The 16,159-nt window shown below is 62.8% G+C and carries 11 protein-coding genes; 9 read left to right on the forward strand and 2 right to left on the reverse strand.

Annotated features, from left to right (window positions below; genetic code table 11):
- Positions 1-56: 56 nt before the first annotated feature.
- Entirely contained in the window at positions 57-614 is a 558-nt protein-coding gene (locus tag HGI47_RS12470) for a lytic transglycosylase domain-containing protein (protein ID WP_370521706.1), read from the reverse strand.
- A gap of 216 nt (positions 615-830) precedes the next feature.
- On the opposite strand from HGI47_RS12470, the gene HGI47_RS12475 reads away from it, so the two are divergent.
- From HGI47_RS12475 to HGI47_RS12490, 4 genes are all read left to right on the forward strand, one after another.
- A complete protein-coding gene (locus HGI47_RS12475) occupies positions 831-1,694 on the forward strand; it encodes a toprim domain-containing protein (RefSeq protein ID WP_370521707.1) in 864 nt (287 codons plus the stop codon).
- Positions 1,695-1,767: 73 nt separating this feature from the next.
- Positions 1,768-6,009, forward strand: a complete 4,242-nt coding sequence (locus HGI47_RS12480) for a bifunctional class I SAM-dependent methyltransferase/DEAD/DEAH box helicase (RefSeq protein WP_168853105.1) — start codon at positions 1,768-1,770, stop codon at positions 6,007-6,009.
- A gap of 53 nt (positions 6,010-6,062) precedes the next feature.
- Complete coding sequence (locus tag HGI47_RS12485) at positions 6,063-6,476, forward strand: MbcA/ParS/Xre antitoxin family protein (protein WP_168853106.1); 414 nt, start codon at positions 6,063-6,065, stop codon at positions 6,474-6,476.
- Entirely contained in the window at positions 6,473-7,207 is a 735-nt protein-coding gene (locus tag HGI47_RS12490) for an RES family NAD+ phosphorylase (RefSeq protein WP_168853107.1), read from the forward strand. The genes HGI47_RS12485 and HGI47_RS12490 overlap by 4 nt, the downstream gene beginning before the upstream one ends.
- Positions 7,208-7,272: 65 nt before the next feature.
- Here the strand turns inward: HGI47_RS12490 and HGI47_RS12495 are convergent, their stop codons facing one another.
- The gene (locus HGI47_RS12495) at positions 7,273-7,875 is read right to left on the reverse strand and encodes a hypothetical protein (RefSeq protein ID WP_240950164.1); all 603 of its coding nucleotides are present in this window, start codon (positions 7,873-7,875) and stop codon (positions 7,273-7,275) included.
- A 133-nt stretch (positions 7,876-8,008) separates the two neighbouring features.
- Here HGI47_RS12495 and HGI47_RS12500 point away from each other — a divergent pair, with 133 nt between their 5' ends.
- From HGI47_RS12500 to HGI47_RS12520, 5 genes are all read left to right on the forward strand, one after another.
- Positions 8,009-8,785: a Hachiman antiphage defense system protein HamA gene (locus HGI47_RS12500; RefSeq protein WP_370521708.1), complete on the forward strand. Its 777-nt coding sequence runs from the start codon at positions 8,009-8,011 to the stop codon at positions 8,783-8,785.
- Positions 8,769-12,263, forward strand: a complete 3,495-nt coding sequence (locus HGI47_RS12505; protein WP_168853108.1) for a DEAD/DEAH box helicase — start codon at positions 8,769-8,771, stop codon at positions 12,261-12,263. Before HGI47_RS12500 ends, HGI47_RS12505 begins: the two co-directional genes overlap by 17 nt.
- Before the next feature lie 145 nt (positions 12,264-12,408).
- Positions 12,409-14,385 (forward strand): ParB/RepB/Spo0J family partition protein, encoded by a 1,977-nt coding sequence (locus HGI47_RS12510; RefSeq protein ID WP_168853109.1) that lies wholly within the window; start codon positions 12,409-12,411, stop codon positions 14,383-14,385.
- Between the two features lie 167 nt (positions 14,386-14,552).
- Positions 14,553-15,494, forward strand: coding sequence for an ArdC family protein (locus tag HGI47_RS12515; protein WP_168853110.1), 942 nt, complete (start codon positions 14,553-14,555; stop codon positions 15,492-15,494).
- Positions 15,495-15,505: 11 nt separating this feature from the next.
- Positions 15,506-15,928: a hypothetical protein gene (locus tag HGI47_RS12520; RefSeq protein WP_168853111.1), complete on the forward strand. Its 423-nt coding sequence runs from the start codon at positions 15,506-15,508 to the stop codon at positions 15,926-15,928.
- The last annotated feature ends 231 nt before the right edge of the window (positions 15,929-16,159 follow it).

The following is a 16,159-nucleotide window of genomic DNA, read 5'->3' on the forward strand; positions in this document are numbered from 1 at the left end:
TTCGGCCTTCCCCACTCCAGCAATCCACTCTTCGTATATCCCTAGACGAATACCTTTCATATGCGCGAGCCAATTGCTTGCCATCGTTCGAGCACGCTGCGGACATAGCCGGGCGTCTCACTATTTCTGGGAATGCCGCCAGCACGCGAAACCGCTCCAGGTCCAGCATTGTAGGCAGCGAGGGCGAGATGGATCTGCCCAAACTTGTCCAGCATCTCGCGTAGGTAGCGCGCCCCGCCATTAATACTTGCAACAGGATCATGCCGGTTCGTGATGCCGAGGTACCGAGCCGTGCCTGGCATCAACTGCGCCAGTCCCGCCGCGCCAGCGGGGCTGATCGCCATCGGATTGAACCGCGATTCAGTCCAGATCAACGCCTGCAACAAGCCTGTGGGTAGGCCATATCGAAGCTCTGCCTCCCGCACACTCGCCAAATAAATCACCTCGCGGAAGGAGGGCGCGAACGCCGCCTTGCTCAGTCTCAAATTCGTCTCATCGTGTGCCGGAAGGGCCGGCTCGACAGCCTCAGGTTGTACAGGGGTAGGTCGATGTTCGAATATCGCGAAGGATGGCGAGTCTGCTTGGGCTGAAACCTGCACCGCGGAAACGCTCATCAGGAGCATCCCTATCATTCCAAATCTGATCATCGTCCATCTCGTCGCATTGCCTCGAATCGGAACGGAACGTATGGTGAACAATGAGGTGTAGGAAAGTGCTTTTACGCGGGCGATTGGGAGGAGAGCTCGCTCGCGAGGGGGCGGTATTTTGAGCTTGAGGAGCCCCGCATGTCCCACGCGTTATCCAGTCCTACCGGCTCGTCCCTTGCGTCAGTGGCAAAGCAGCTTTGCGAGGAACTGGGAGGGTATTGGTCCGGCTCCAAGGGCATGGCGCGATGTCCCGCCCACGATGATCGTACGCCCTCCCTCGGCGTAACTCTGGGACGCCGCGCCATCCTCTTTCATTGTTTCGCGGGCTGCAGCCAGGATCAGGTCCTTACTGCGCTCGCCGCACGCGGTGTCTCGCCGCGAAGCATGTTTTCAGGGAAGATCGAAGCCGATGCTGGCGTCAGCGTCGGCAAGCCCACCTACCATGCGTTCGCAGAGCGCATCTGGCGCGAAGCAAAGCCAATCGACGATACTCCCGCCAAGGCTTATCTTCAGGCCCGCGGAATTCATGCGGTCTCACGCGCCCTCAGATTTCACCCTCGCACCCCGCTCGGACCGAAGGGGAACACTCAGTACTTGCCTGCTCTGATCGCGGCAGTGACGATGGATCATGGGCTGGTCGGAATTCACCGCACGTTTCTTAACCCGCTGAGGCCCGCGGTTCCCCCTTTCGCCAACCCCAAGCGTGCACTCGGGAGCTTGGCATCAGGCGCAGTTCGCCTCTTCGAACCTGTCGACGGGCGGCTCGGGCTTGCCGAAGGTATCGAGAGCGCGCTTGCTGCCAAGGCCTTGACCCAGGTCCCTTGCTGGGCCTCACTTGGCAATGAGCGTTTTGGCCTCGTGTCGATCCCGGAAAGCGTGCGTGAATTGCACCTGTTCGTCGACCATGATGCAGGCGGCGATCTTGCCGAGGAACGTGCGCGCAGCGCCTACGCTTGTGAAAACCGAACGATCGTCACGCGTCGCCCGCGCGGTCACGGGAAAGACTGGAACGACGCTTTGCAAGCGTGGCTACGGTCCAAGCCGTGACGTGAAGAGAGAGGGGAGAAGGCCTTTGGCTGATTGAGGCCTGCCCGCAGCAGGACCTTGTCAGGAGGCTCCCATGTCCAATTCTTCCCTTGCTTTTGCATTCGATGAACCATCACCGCCCGCTGTTGCCACGGCGGCCCAGATCTTGGCTTCAGAGCTCGCCGCAGGCCGCGCGCTGTCACGCAGCGACGTTACGCGGATTATGAGCGAGCACTTCGGGGGCAGCGATGCTCTCGGGCGTTGGTCGGTGCGTGACGCCTACGCAGCTCTTGAACTGGCACAGGTTCAATACCTGCAGACGCTCGATCAAATCCAGCTCTCGAGCCCGATCGACGAGGCGGAACAGTTCTTCTGCGGTCTCGATGCCCAAGTTCCGACCCAGACCAATCGCAGCGACGAGCAGATCGAATGGCAGCAATTTGCAACGCCGCCGCGCCTTGCTTGGCTTGCTGCCCGGGCTTGCGCGCTAGGCGCCGATGAGCTCGTGCTAGAACCCTCGGCCGGAACGGGGATGCTCGCGGTCTGGACTGCCAAAGCCGGCACCCACCTTGTCTTGAACGAAATCTCGCCGCTGCGTCGCGACTGCCTGACTGATGTGTTCCCCGCTTCCCGTGTGACTGGACATGATGCCGAGCTGATCGACGAATTGCTCGATCCGGCCATCAGCCCCAGCGTCGTCTTGATGAACCCTCCCTATTCCCACGGCATTGAGCGAGGGCACGATAGTCGCACTGGCTCGCGCCATCTGCGGTCGGCCTGGAACCGTCTGGTGTCCGGGGGGCGGCTTGTCGCGATCATGCCAGAATGGTTCGACTGTGCGAAGTTTCTGGCGGGGCTGAAGGGACTGATCTCGCTGCGGCTCAATGCCGCCGTCGAACGCGCGTTCGTCAGGCAGGGCACCGGCATCACCACACGGCTGTTGGTCTTCGACAAGGTGGAATGCTCCAATGAGCCTGTCGCTATCCGCACAAACGACTTTCGCCAGCTGGTCGATCTTGTCGATGCTTTGCCGGTTCGCGCCAGCTTGGCGGCTGTTACCGAGCAATCGAGCCTTCCGGCTCGTGCGCCGTTTCGCTTCGTAACCGCGCCGCGCAGGCCGTTGCCGACGCCAGAAAGGATCACGCCTGCAGCCTCCGCCATTAAGCCGCTCACCTACGTGTCGCTCGAAACCCCTGCGCCGCTTGCTCCTCAGGTCGGCCATTATCTTCCCTATCGTCCGAGCAGGATCGTCATTGATGGCGCATCAGGGCATCCGACGCCGCTCGTCGAGTCCGTCGCCATGGGGTCGATTTCGGCACCCAAGCCCGACGCGATGCCCCAGTTGCCTGACGGGCTTATCGCCAAGGGAACTCTGTCGGCTGCCCAGGCAGAGACCCTGATCTACGCCGCCAGCGCTCACGCCCGCGATCTTCCCGGCCGGTTCGAACCCGAGAATAAAGGCTGTTCGCTCAAAGCCTCGGCGGAAGGTCAGGTCTACCGGCAGGGCTATTTTCTCGGAGATGGAACAGGTGCCGGGAAGGGGCGTCAGGTCGCGAGCGTCATTCTCGATCGGTGGGTGCGCGGGGAACGCCGCCACATCTGGATATCGAAGAACGAGGCGCTGCTGGAAGATGCCCGGCGCGACTGGGCTGCGCTTGGCGGCCTGCCGATCGACATTCAGCCGCTTGCGTCCTGGAAACTCGGCACCCCCATCGCCATGCGCGACGGAATTCTCTTCGTGACCTATCCGACCCTGCGTTCGGGTCGAAACGATGCGACCCGCCTCAACCAGATCCTCGCCTGGGCGGGTGATGACTTCGATGGCGTGATCGTGTTCGACGAGGCGCACGCCATGGCCAATGCTGCTGGCGGCGAAGGATCGCGAGGCAAGGTCAAGGGATCGGAGCAGGGTATCGCTGGCGTGCGCCTGCAGAACCTACTGCCCCGCGCACGGGTGCTCTATGCTTCGGCAACAGGTGCGTCCGACGTCAACAATTTGGCCTATGCGACCCGCCTGGGGCTGTGGGGGCCGGAGACCGCCTTCGCTAATCGCGAGGCTTTCGTTGCCGACATTCGCGACGGCGGCATCGCCGCGATGGAACTGGTTGCGCGGGACCTCAAGTCGCTCGGCCTCTACACCGCCCGGGCCCTTTCGTTCGTCGGTGTCGAGTACGAGATCCTCGAGCATTGCCTGACCAAGGATCAGATCGCGGTCTACGATGCCTATGCCGAGGCTTGGGCGATCATCCACGCCAACCTGCGCGACGCGCTGGAAGCCACGCGGATCGTCGACAGCGAGACCGGGGGCACGCTCAACTCGGGTGCCAAGTCCGCAGCTCTATCGATCTTTGAGGGAACCAAGCAACGCTTCTTCGCGCAGCTGCTTCTGTCGATGAAGCTCCCGAGCTTGCTGCCTGCGATCGATACGGCGATCGCCGATGGGCATGCCGTTGTCGTGCAACTCGTCTCGACGGCCGAGGCCATGCTCGACCGGCGACTTGCCGACCTGTCTGACGAGGAACGCGAAGCTCTCGAGATCGACCTCTCCCCGCGGGAATACGTGATCGACTATCTCGCCAAGAGCTTTCCTGTCCGCCTGATGGCGGTGTTCACCGACGAAAACGGCAACCCTCGCTCCGAGCCGATGAGTGACGAGCACGGCGCACCTGTGCTTTGCCGCTCCGCGCTGGCCGCGCGCGACCGGATGATCGAGCAGCTCTGCGCCTTGCCGCCGATTGCCACCGCGCTCGATGCCATCATCGAACGCTTCGGCGTTGACCAGGTGGCGGAAGTCACTGGTCGCACACGTCGGCTGATCGTCGGCCGCGATGGTCGCCAGAAACTCCAATCCCGCTCGCCGCGCGCCAATGTCGCCGAGACCCAGGCCTTCATGGACGGCGCGAAGCGCATACTGGTGTTCTCCGATGCCGGGGGAACGGGGCGCAGCTACCATGCTGATCTGGCCGCGAAGAACCAGGCCCGCCGCGTCCACTTCCTGCTCGAGCCGGGCTGGCGGGCTGACGCCGCAATCCAGGGGCTCGGGCGGACCAATCGCACCAATCAGGCATCGGCACCGCTGTTCAGGCCAGTAACCACCGATGTGCGCGGCGAGCGCCGCTTTATCTCGACGATCGCGCGGCGCCTCGACAGCCTCGGCGCTCTGACCCGCGGGCAGCGCCAGACCGGCGGACAAAACCTGTTCGATCCGGCCGACAATCTCGAAAGCATCTACGCCAAGGAAGCACTCCATAGCTGGTTCGGCTTGCTGTTCACCGGCAAGCTCGAAGCGGTCAGTCTCGGGCGCTTCCAGGAGCTGACAGGTCTCCGGATCGAAGGGCCCGACGGGTCGATGGTCGATGACCTGCCGTCGATCCAGCGGTGGCTCAACCGCATTCTTGCGCTTCCCATTGCCCTGCAGAACGCGATCTTCGACGAGTTCATGGGGCTGGTCGAAGCGCGCATCGATGCGGCCCGGCAGGCCGGCACGCTCGATCTCGGCCTCGAGACGATTGCAGTCGAGGACTTCACGGTCCTGTCCGACACGCTGCTGCGCACCGATCCGGCATCGGGCGCGACGACCCATCTCCTCGAACTGGAAATCGCCAGGGCCCTGAAGCCGCTCACGCTGACGCGGCTCGAGGAGCTCCACGGCCTCACCGGGCAGCGGCAACGGCCGGTTCGAAATGCTCGCTCAGGCAGGGTTGCCTTGCTCGTGCCTGCCCGCAGTATTCTTGCCGATGACGGTACGCGCGTGACCCGCTTCGAATTGCTGCGCCCCCTCAAGCGCAGTCACATCACCGAGGATCAGCTCGCTGAGAGCAGCTGGGAGGGGATCTCCGTCGACGCTTTCCGCAAGGCCTGGGTCGCCGAGGTGGAAGAGGCGAGGACCAGCCACAAGCGCGAGCGCCTCTATGTCGCGACAGGTCTCCTGCTGCCGGTCTGGGACAAGCTCCCTTCAGATTTCGTAAGAGTCAGCCGTATCTCGGCGGCGGATGGCCGTTCGCTCCTCGGCCGCGAGGTTCCCGTCCACTGCGTGCCCGAACTGTGCCGGGCGCTTGGTCTGGAACGGGAACAAACGCTCTCTGCTGATGAAGTTGTTCAGACCGTCCTGGCGACGGGCAGGGCCACGGAGTTCGCGGCCCGCGAGAAGCTCGTGGTCAAACGCAGCCTGGTCAATGGCTCACAGCGAATTGAGCTTACGGGATGGAGTGCGGCACGCCTCGACTGGTACAAGGCTCAAGGCTGCTTTACCGAGATCATCCGCTACCAGACCCGGCTTTTCGTGCCGATCGAAGGCGCGGCGGGCGTGATTGCTAGACTGGCATCATCGGCATAGCCCCTTGCCAAATGGCATTAAAAGCCGTATATCATGCCATATGGAGAAGCGCCATGCTGGCTTTGCAACCCGTTGATACCGCCGTTACCGCCTTCCGGCCCGATCCGATCACCCAGGACGAGGCAGCTGCCATGTTCCGGGCAGTCCTCAACCTGTTCGGCAAATGGGAACTGACCGACGAACAGGCGGCAACCCTGCTCGACATGCCGGTTCGATCCTATCGGCGATGGAAGGCGGAAGGGCCTGGGCGCGTTTCGCGCGATGGGCGTGCGCGCCTCTCCAACCTGATGGGCATCCACAAAGCGCTCCGGATCATCTTTTCGGAGGCGACCCGCGGGTACACTTGGATCAAGGCCGCGAATGAAGTGTTTGGCGGAGCCAGTGCGCTCGACGTGATGCTGGGAGGTGAGCTTACCGACATCATGCGTGTACGTCGCTACCTGGACGCCGAGCGCGGCGGCTGGTGAGCGAAGCAGCAGAAATCCTCGTTTCTCGAGTTGCGTGGAAGGGCGCTGTCAGGATCATCCGCAGCGCCTTTCCGCCGATCGATCTGTTCGAAGACATCGCTGATCCCGCCGACTGGCCGCTGCTGATTTCGGCGGAGCAGAAGAGCAATCCCCGCATCATGGCGACGATCGGCAATCTCGACCTCGTTCCAGTCGACCGGCGCGTCGGCGGTAACGGAGCCTCCTACCTCATGGCGCCATTCACCCACGTCAGCACTGACCGGCCGAGCCGCTTTACGGATGGCAGCTATGGTGTGCTCTACGTTGGGGACCGGTTTGAAACCGCGTTGTTCGAGACGATCCACCACCATGCCCGCTTCATGGCGCGGACAAATGAAGGGGCTGGATGGACCTCGCAGTTCCGGGAAATCGTCATGGCAGTCGATGCAGACTTGCATGATCTCCGAACTCGGGCGGCGGAGCCGGTTCCGGCGCTTGACCCCGACAGCTACGCGGCATCCCAAGCACTCGCCCGGCACCTCAGGGGCGGGGGATCAAACGGGATTGCCTACCCGAGCATCCGGCATCCCGGTGGGGAATGCGTCGCTCTCTTCTACCCGGACTGCGCGTCAAATCCCTTACAAGGGCGGCATCTCGATTACCACTGGGATGGCGAGCGGGTTGACCTTGTCCGCGATGCCGGCTCAGGGGCTGTTTTCCGGATCGTCGATTTGCCCATCGATCCTGTCTGACCGCATCGGCTGGGTTTCCAGCCGAGTGCTGTAGGATCTCCCAGCGCAATTGACGGCCAGCAGGCTCATACCTGCGCGCCAGCCTTCACGAGTTCATGAAGGGCTTTGTCTGGCGAAACTGGGCCCTTGTACAGCGGACTACATGGCGTCTCTGCTAGCTTGGCGGAAATCGCAAGGAGGTCATCATCGTCGCCCTTTTGATAAGCATAGGCGGCGAGCCAGAACTCAGCTTGGCGAACGAACTCATTGATAATTCCGACGACGCTCCGGTTCGCTGTCTTGGCATACTGGACCTTGTCCATCCGCCAGACTTCCTGGGCAATGAATTCGGGCGGCACCCCGTGCTCTTTCAAGACGAGCGCTAGCTGGCCAGGAAATCTTCGAGCAAGAGTCGCAACTGGAGCGAGCGGCATGAGCACGGGGAGCAGCGTGCGCTCAGAAACCAATAACGCCACTTGCGGCTTCCAGAATATGGCCGTGGCATACCAGCTGCCCAGTGCGGTGTCGCTTCGCCCAGGCGCAACGATTTCCGGTTCGATTCGATCAAGCAGCTTTTTGGTGTAATGGAGGCGGAACATGGCGGCACACGATAATGCCCGCTGTCCACCGCGTCCACCGACGCTGCCGGCCTTGCCGCTGGAATGGCAAAGTCGACCAGAGACAGTCATTCAAATCAGCCACTGTGATTGCCCGCTTCTAGCAGAACCAGCTAAAGGGCATCTCTAAGCAGACTGGCAGCAAGTTGAAAAGATTCCGTCACTTATCTTGTTGTGATAGGGCTGCCAGAAGGGGGCATGCTTAGTGGCGGACATCAAAACCTGGTGCGGCGAGACCGTAACCGAAGTAAACAAGCACAGGCTCGTCTATCTCGAGGCTAACGCGGCGACTCTTGCGAGCACAGGCGTCGCATCGGTGGCCGCGGTCGTTCCCGGTCACTATGCCGCACCGGACCGCATTGCCGACATCCTGCAGCGGCTCGGGAAGCCAGCGGTGGCCCACTACGTCCAGACCAAGTTGCCGCAGGGTGCCAAATCACGATCGGGCGATCTCGGCGAGATCCTTGCCACCAGCTATGTGTCGGAGTTCACAGGCTATTCGATCGGCGTCTTCAAGTTGCGGTGGTCGGATCACCGCGAGATGGCGATGCGGGGTGACGATATACTGGGGATCAAGCTCGATCCTGGGGTCACGGTCAAATTCCTGAAGGGCGAAGTCAAAAGCCGCGCCGCGCTCGGCAAAAAGACGGTCGATGAAGCCCGGACGGCGCTTGCGTCCAGCAATGGACGACCGACGCCGCACGCGCTCGCGTTCGTTGCGGACCGATTGTTCGAGACAGGTGAGACGGCCGTCGCCGAGGTAATCGACCAGTTTCAGCTCAAGGCGCGGATCGAGATCAATCAGCTGTCGCACCTGATGTTCATGTTCACCGGCAACAATCCGAGCAATCTACTCTCCGCCAACCTCAACGCCTATAACGGCAAGATCCCGCAGATCGCGGTCGGTCTTCGAGTATCGACCCATCAGGCGTTCATCAAAGAGGTCTTTGACAAGGTGATCGCCGATGGCAACAAACCCTGAAGCCATCGCACAGCTGATCGCCGAGGCGACGGCCGCCGGGTTCCGTGACGATCTACTCGCGAAAGGACAGGCGCGGGCGATGGTGTGGCGCGACGGGGTGGTGCCGTCTGAGGCACCACAATTCTCAACGATGCTGACTTACGATCTCCTGAGTTACGCCTATTCGCTGATGAACCAAGGGCTGCGGCTGCTGGATCAGCAGGCTGAATTCAGCGCGGCGCGAAGTGCCTTCGAACATGCCGCATCGGCGATCGAGGCGGCGACAGCGCGTGGCCGCGTCACGAACGACCGGGATTTTCACCGGCTGATGGCCGGTGCCTGCTACCATCTCGCCCGCTATGCGGCACGGGCGTTCTCATTGCTGAACGAGGGCTTGAACGAGGCCAATCTCAGCGTGCCGGAACGCGCGGTCGCACTCCTCATGCTGCGCGACCTGATGACGCTCGAAACGCTGCTCCGCGAGGAGCGTGACACCGCGTCGGAGGATGCGATGATCGCGCACCTCGCGGGAGAATTCGCAGGCGACGCACCAGCTTTGGACGACAATGAGGACGAGTCGGCAGACGAACCGCTCCTGCAGGTTGTCGATCGGGCGCTTTCCGACAATTTCACGGCAGCGCTCGCCATCGCACTGCTTGCGTTCGAGCGGGGCGACGAAGCGCTAATCGGCTCCGCGATCGAACGCCTGAAGACTGGCCTGTCCTCGGCGGCCGAACTCAACATGGTGCCGAGTTGGTGGTGCCACCGGCTCACGATCCACCTGCTCGACGATCTATGGTCATCGAGCTTCCACGTCCGCCTCCCCAAGGCTTCCGACGATGGTGCAGCAGTGGATTGGGTCGCCTACCGCGAATTGTTCATTGCATCGCTCTTGCGCCGGGGTCGCTCCGAGATCGACATGTGGCCTTCGCAGATCGAAGCTGCGACCCGGGCGCTGGATCTCGACGACAATATGGTCATCTCGTTGCCGACGAGCGCCGGCAAGACGCGCGTCGCGGAGCTTTGCATCCTGGCCTGTCTCGCTGCGGGGCGCCGCGTCGTGTTCGTGACCCCGCTGCGCGCGCTCTCTGCGCAGACGGAAGTGACGCTTCAGCGTACCTTCCAGCCGCTCGGGAAAACGGTCTCAAGCCTCTATGGCGCGATCGGCGTCAGCGAAGTCGATGAGGATTTCCTGCGGGAAAGCGACATCATCGTCGCCACGCCCGAGAAGCTCGATTTCGCGCTACGCAACGACCCTGACCTGCTAGATACCGTAGGCCTCGTCGTCCTCGACGAAGGCCATATGATCGGACTGACCGAGCGTGAAGTCCGCTATGAAGTTCAAATCCAGCGCCTGTTGCGGCGCAGCGACGCCAAGACCCGACGCATCGTCTGTCTATCAGCCATCCTTCCGGATGGCGATCAGCTGCAAGATTTCACGGCGTGGCTGACCGGCGATCAAGACGACGGACTCATCAAGATGGACTGGCGGCCAACACGTCTGCGTTACGGCGAGGTCGAATGGCGTGGCGATCACGCGAAGCTCGAAATCTCGGTCGGTGCGGAGAAACCGTTCGTGCCGCGCTTCCTGACAGCCAGCCTGCCCAAGGGACGCAAGACGCGCTTTTTCCCGTGCGATCAGCGCGAACTGTGCATCGCAACGGCTTGGACGATGGTCGCAGACAAGCACTCCGTGCTGATCTTCTGTCCGCAACGCCGGTCGGTTGAGCCTTTCGCCAAAGCCATCGTCGACCTCGCCAAGCGCGGATCGATCGTGCCGGTACTCGATCACGACCCGGCCGTACTAGACAATGCGATCGCGATCGGGACAGAGTGGCTTGGCGTCGACAGTCCGGTGCTGGCGTGCCTGCGCCTCGGCGTCGCGATCCATCATGGCGCACTGCCCACGCCCTACCGCAAGGAAGTCGAGCGCTTGCTCCGCGATGGCATCCTTCGGGTGACGGTGTCATCGCCAACGCTTGCGCAGGGACTGAACCTATCGGCCACTACGTTGGTATTCCACGGCCTCAAACGCGGAAGCGAGCCGATCGATATTGCAGAATTCCGCAACGTCGTCGGGCGTGCCGGTCGGGCCTACGTTGATGTCGAGGGCCTGGTGCTCATGCCAATGTTCGACCGGCTCACCAGTCGGCGTGCTGAATGGAAGGAGATGGTCGATAGCGCCAAAGGCAAGGAGATGGAGAGTGGCCTGCTGCGGCTGCTGCTCTCATTGATGGGCCGGATTGTCCGCAAGACCAAGGCCAAGTCGATGGCGACGGTCTTGGAATATCTTGCCGGCGTGACCGCATGGGACTTCCCGATACTGCCGACCGAAAGCAGCGATGTGAACGATCAGGAACGCGGGCGATGGTCTGGATATCTCACGACGCTCGACACAGCGCTGCTCAGCATGCTCGGCGACCAGGAAGTTCCAGACGATCAGATCGAGGCGATGCTCGATGACGTGCTAACCTCGTCGCTATGGACGCGGCGCCTTCAGCACCGAAAGCCGGCTGTCCAACAGTTGCTCAAGACCGGGCTGGTCGCGCGCGCGAAATTCATCTGGGGTCGGACGACAGCCGCGCAGCGTCGCGGCTATTTTCTTGCCGGCGTTGGTCTTGCGACCGGCGAAGCTCTTGACGGTGATGCCGCTGAGCTGAACGAACTTCTGGTCCGGGCCAACAGCACCATTCTCGTCGATGACGCGGAGGAAGCGATCGCCGCAGTGACGGCGTTCGCCAAAAAGGTCTTCGCGATTGCTCCCTTTGTCCCCGATGACCTGCCAGACGACTGGCCGGCGATCCTGAAGGCGTGGCTCGAAGGTCGTGCACTCGCGCCTCTGGCTGCCGGCAGGGAAGACGAGGTGCTGAAATTCGTTGAGCAGGCGCTGGTCTATAAATTGCCATGGGCGATGGAGGCGGTTCGGGTCCGCGGGCTAGCGCACGGCGATTTGCTCGAAGGCGGGTTCTTGATGGAGGATGTCGAGCTCGGAGTGGCGGTGGGCGCGGTCGAGACCGGCACGCTCAACATCTCGGCGGCAATGCTGATGCAGGCCGGATTCAGCTCGCGCCTCGCCGCGATCAGTGCGGTTTCGCAGACACAGGCGGATTTCACTACCACTTCGGAATTGCGCGCTTGGCTGCGCGAAGACGCCGTCGCCAGTGGGCGCAACAACCCCGATTGGCCGACCACGGCATCACATGGGCTCTGGCTCCAGTTTATCGAAAACATGGCGCCCGAACGTCGGCGGACCTGGGCGTCGACAAGCCATGAGATCGACGTCGAGTGGGATGGTGTTGGCCCGCCGGTGGGAACTGCGCTGCGCTTTGTCGACGCAGGGGACGAGACGCTCGTCTATGCGGCAGACTTTTCGCGTCTCGGGCGTCTCGACGAACCGCTCAATTCGGGTCGGCTGGGTCTGGCATTGGCAAGTGTCGGTTGGCTCGGCGATACCGTCGATGTCCGATATCTCGGTCCGGGTGATCTATTGCGCGGGTGATTGATAGGCCTGCCCCCGGACAGAATTCCCCCTGCTTATCAGGAGATCTGCTGCGAACGCATTAGAGGGAAGTGGGCTTTGCCCTGATTGAGCCGATTGGGCGTCGATGGTCGATGCACCGGGCTCACAGTCAGGAGTGTGTCCCATGATCAAATCGATCCCACTGAACAAGCTCGTTCAGTCGCCCCGAAATGTCCGCCGTCACAGCGATCCGGCAGTAGATACCGAGCTCAAGGCTAGCATCGCAGCCTGTGGCCTGCTGCAGAACCTCGTCGTCCGGCCTGCCGCCAAGGGCAAATTCGAGGTCGAAGCCGGCGAGCGCCGCCGCCGCGCCATGCTCGCGCTGGCAGACGAAAAGATCATCTCCCGCGATCACGAAGTCACCTGCCTTGTGCTCGAAGACAGCGCTGAGGCCGCGGTCGAGACCAGTCTCGCCGAGAACTTCCACCGCCTAGCCATGAACCCGGCCGACGAAGCCCAGGCCTTTGCAACGCTCGTGGCAGGCGGTTCGACGGTCGAAGATGTCGCGCGCCGCTTCGGTCTGACGGTCCGCTTCGTTGAGGGTCGGCTGCGTCTTGCAACGCTTGCGCCCGTCGTGTTCGAAGCGCTGGCCTCGGGCGAAATCACTCTCGACATCGCCAAGGCCTTCGGTGCGACCTCGGACCAGGAGATCCAGGCCCGTGTGTACGAGCAGGTGTCCTCGGCCTACTATGCCCCCAATGCAGACAGCATCCGGCGCATGGTTCTGTCCGGGACTGTCCGGGGCAGCGATCCGCGCGCCCGGTTCGTTGGTCGAGACGCCTATATCGCCGCCGGCGGCCGGATCGAGCGGGAGCTGTTCGACAACGACGACAGCGAGTCCTGGGTCGATGTTGCGCTGCTCGAGAGCCTCGCGACGGCAAAGATGGAAGAGCAGGCCAAAGCCCTCGCCGCCGAGCAGGGTCTTGCCTGGGTCAAGCCGACGCTCGATCCCTATGCCAGCCACGATCTGGTCGAAGGGCTGGTCAGGCTTCCCGCCGAACCGGCGCCGCTGACCGAAGCCGAATTGACGCGGCTCGACGAGCTCGATGCCTCCTATGACGAACATGCGGCAATCCTCGAGGATGAGGACAGTGCCGAAGAGGCCGTGGCAGCGGCCGAGGCGGCCATCGAGGCCATCGAACGCGAATGTCAGGATATCCGCGCCCGACCGCCCGTCATCGCGCCGGAGCTCAAGGCCGACGCAGGCATGGTTCTAGTGCTCTCCCGCGATGGTACGCCGGTTCTCCAGCCGGTGTTCTACGGCGAGCGTCAAGCGGATCCCGCCGATGGCGACAGCGGGATCGAGGTCGTTGCCGGCGAGGAAGGTTCGGACAGGCGCCGGACCACCTTGTCGAAGCGTCTGGTTGACGAGCTCGCCATGCAGCGCCGCGATGTTCTGGCACTGCACGTTGCGTCCGACCCCGGGCTGGCGCTCGACCTCATGGTCTTCACGCTCGCCGATACCCACGACTGGCGGGCACGGGCTGCGAGCACGCTGCGCGCGCCTGTTCCGGCAGGCCCGATCATCGGCTTCGAAGCCAAGGATGCTCCGGCGAGCAGCGGGCTGGCCGAGTTCCGCTCCAGTCTCGACGAAAGCTGGCGCGCGGGCACCGATGCGACTTCCCGCTTCGACCTCTTCCGGGCGCTGCCCGATGACAGCCGCGCGGCCTGGCTCGGCTACGTCGTCGCCCGGTCGCTCGAGGCGAGCCTCAACATGACCGGTGAGCGCCAGTTGCCGTTCCACGATCATCTCGGCAGTCTGATCGGCATCGATATGGCGCAGTGGTGGCGGCCGACAGCGGCCAACTACTTCGACCGGGTGTCGAAGCAGGTGATCCTCGACGCGCTGACCGATGTCGGCGGCCTCGAGCTCTCATCGCGCTTTGCCTCGGTCAAGAAGGGTGACCTCGCGATGAGCGCCGAGAGAGTCTTCGCCGGCACCTACATCACCGAGGTCGAGGTCCGGGAAAGGGCCCTGGCCTGGGTGCCTGAGGTCATGCGGTTTGCCTCCGCTGCCCCGGAGGCTGGCGAAGCCGAGATCGACGCAAGCGACGCTGCGCCTGGTGTCGAAGGCGAAATTCCCCGCGAACTGGCCGCCTGACCTCCTCCTGACAGGCTCGGCCACTCGCACCTCGAGAAGCGGTCCTTCGGCTCACGCCGGAGGGCCGCTTCCTTTTTGGGAGCAGAGCAGAGGGGGCTCGGGACCCTGTGGCACTGACCGGCGAACCCGTCGCCGATTGTCAAGATGCCGCAATCAGGAGAACCATCATGGCCTATCGCAAGGAGCAGAGCGGCGGCCTGTCGCCCGCCACCCGCATCACCCAGGAAATCATCGCCCGTCTGGAAGCAGGAACGAAGCCATGGATCAAGCCGTGGCGCGGTGTCCCGGTCTCCCGGCCCTTGCGGGCCTGCGGGATCCCGTACCGCGGCATGAACGTGTTCTGGCTCTGGATGGTCGCTGACATGTGCGGCTACGCCTCGCCGTTCTGGATGACCTACAATCAGGCCAAATCGCTCGGCGCCCAAGTCCGCAAGGGTGAGAAGTCAACCATAGCGATCTTCTACAAGAGCTACACCAAGGAGGTGGAAGCTCCCGACACCGGCGAAAAGACCGACCAGGCCCGCCGGGTGCTCAAGGCCTATCCGGTCTTCAATGCCGATCAGGTCGAAGGTCTGCCCGAGCGCTTCCATCCGGCTGCAACGCTGGAGCTGGTTCAGCCTGAAGGGCGCGAGGCCGAACTCGACGCCTTCTTCGCCGCCATCCCCGTCAATCTGCGCCACCAAGGCTGCGAGGCTTATTACGAACCGACTGCGGATCGTGTCACGATGCCGCCGACGAGCCTGTTTTCAGGCTTCGACCACTACTATGCCACGCTCGCCCACGAGCTGTCGCACTGGACCGGCCATGCCAGCCGCTTGGGACGTGACCTCAAGAACCGTTTCGGAACGGCGGCCTATGCCGCCGAGGAACTGGTCGCGGAACTCTCCAGCGCCATGCTCGGCGCTGAGCTGGGCCTGCCCATCACACATCTCGACAGCCACGCGAGCTACATCGAGCATTGGCTCAAGCTTCTGAAGGATGACGATCGCGCCATTCTGACCGCTGCCGCCAAGGCTGAGGAGGCGTCGACCCTGCTGCTGAAGCTTGGCGGAAGGGTCATGCCCGAACAGTTTGACGACGCGTCAGACGACTCTGCGCTTGCGGCCTGAGGGAGCATGCCATGGGCCGATCAGTCAGCTATCCCAGCGGCGCAATCGTCGCCTTCACAGTGCTTGAGGTCGAAGCGGAGGACGACTGGGAATTCGAGTATGAATGGTTGCGCGAGGACCTGCGCGAGCGGGCCGCCAAAGCCTTCCCGTCGCTCATCCCACATGACGGATGGCGCGGCCGGGAAGACCGGATCCTCATGCGCAATGCCTATGCGGATTTCGGCGTATCGGTCTACGGCTCACTTGTGGCTGTCTGGATCGTCGAACGCGATGACGGTGCCTATTGGGACGCCGATTGGCGCACGGCTCGCTCACCGCGGGCACAGCGCTGGCTATCCCAGATTGCATCCCGCTTCGATGCCATGTTCGGCGACTATGATTGCCTCGGACACATGTCGAACGGCGACGGGGTCTACACCAAGCGCGCAGCTTGAGGCCTGTGGATTGGTTGGTCGCGGCGCTGGGTTGCCATCCCTGACTGCACTTTGCCGGCCGCTCATGGTCTGTCGCCATGCGAGAGAGGCCCTGGGCCAGCCGCCAGTCTTGCGCAACCCGGGCTAAGCGGGCCCGTGTTGTCCTTGGCCCTTCGGGCTCAAGGCCTGCCCGCGCCAGCCCGCCAAGCCGGGTTTCCCCTGACGGGTGCGCAATCCTGCCTGAATGCTGGC

Source organism: Novosphingobium sp. ERN07 (assembly GCF_012641335.1).
Classification (GTDB): domain Bacteria; phylum Pseudomonadota; class Alphaproteobacteria; order Sphingomonadales; family Sphingomonadaceae; genus Novosphingobium.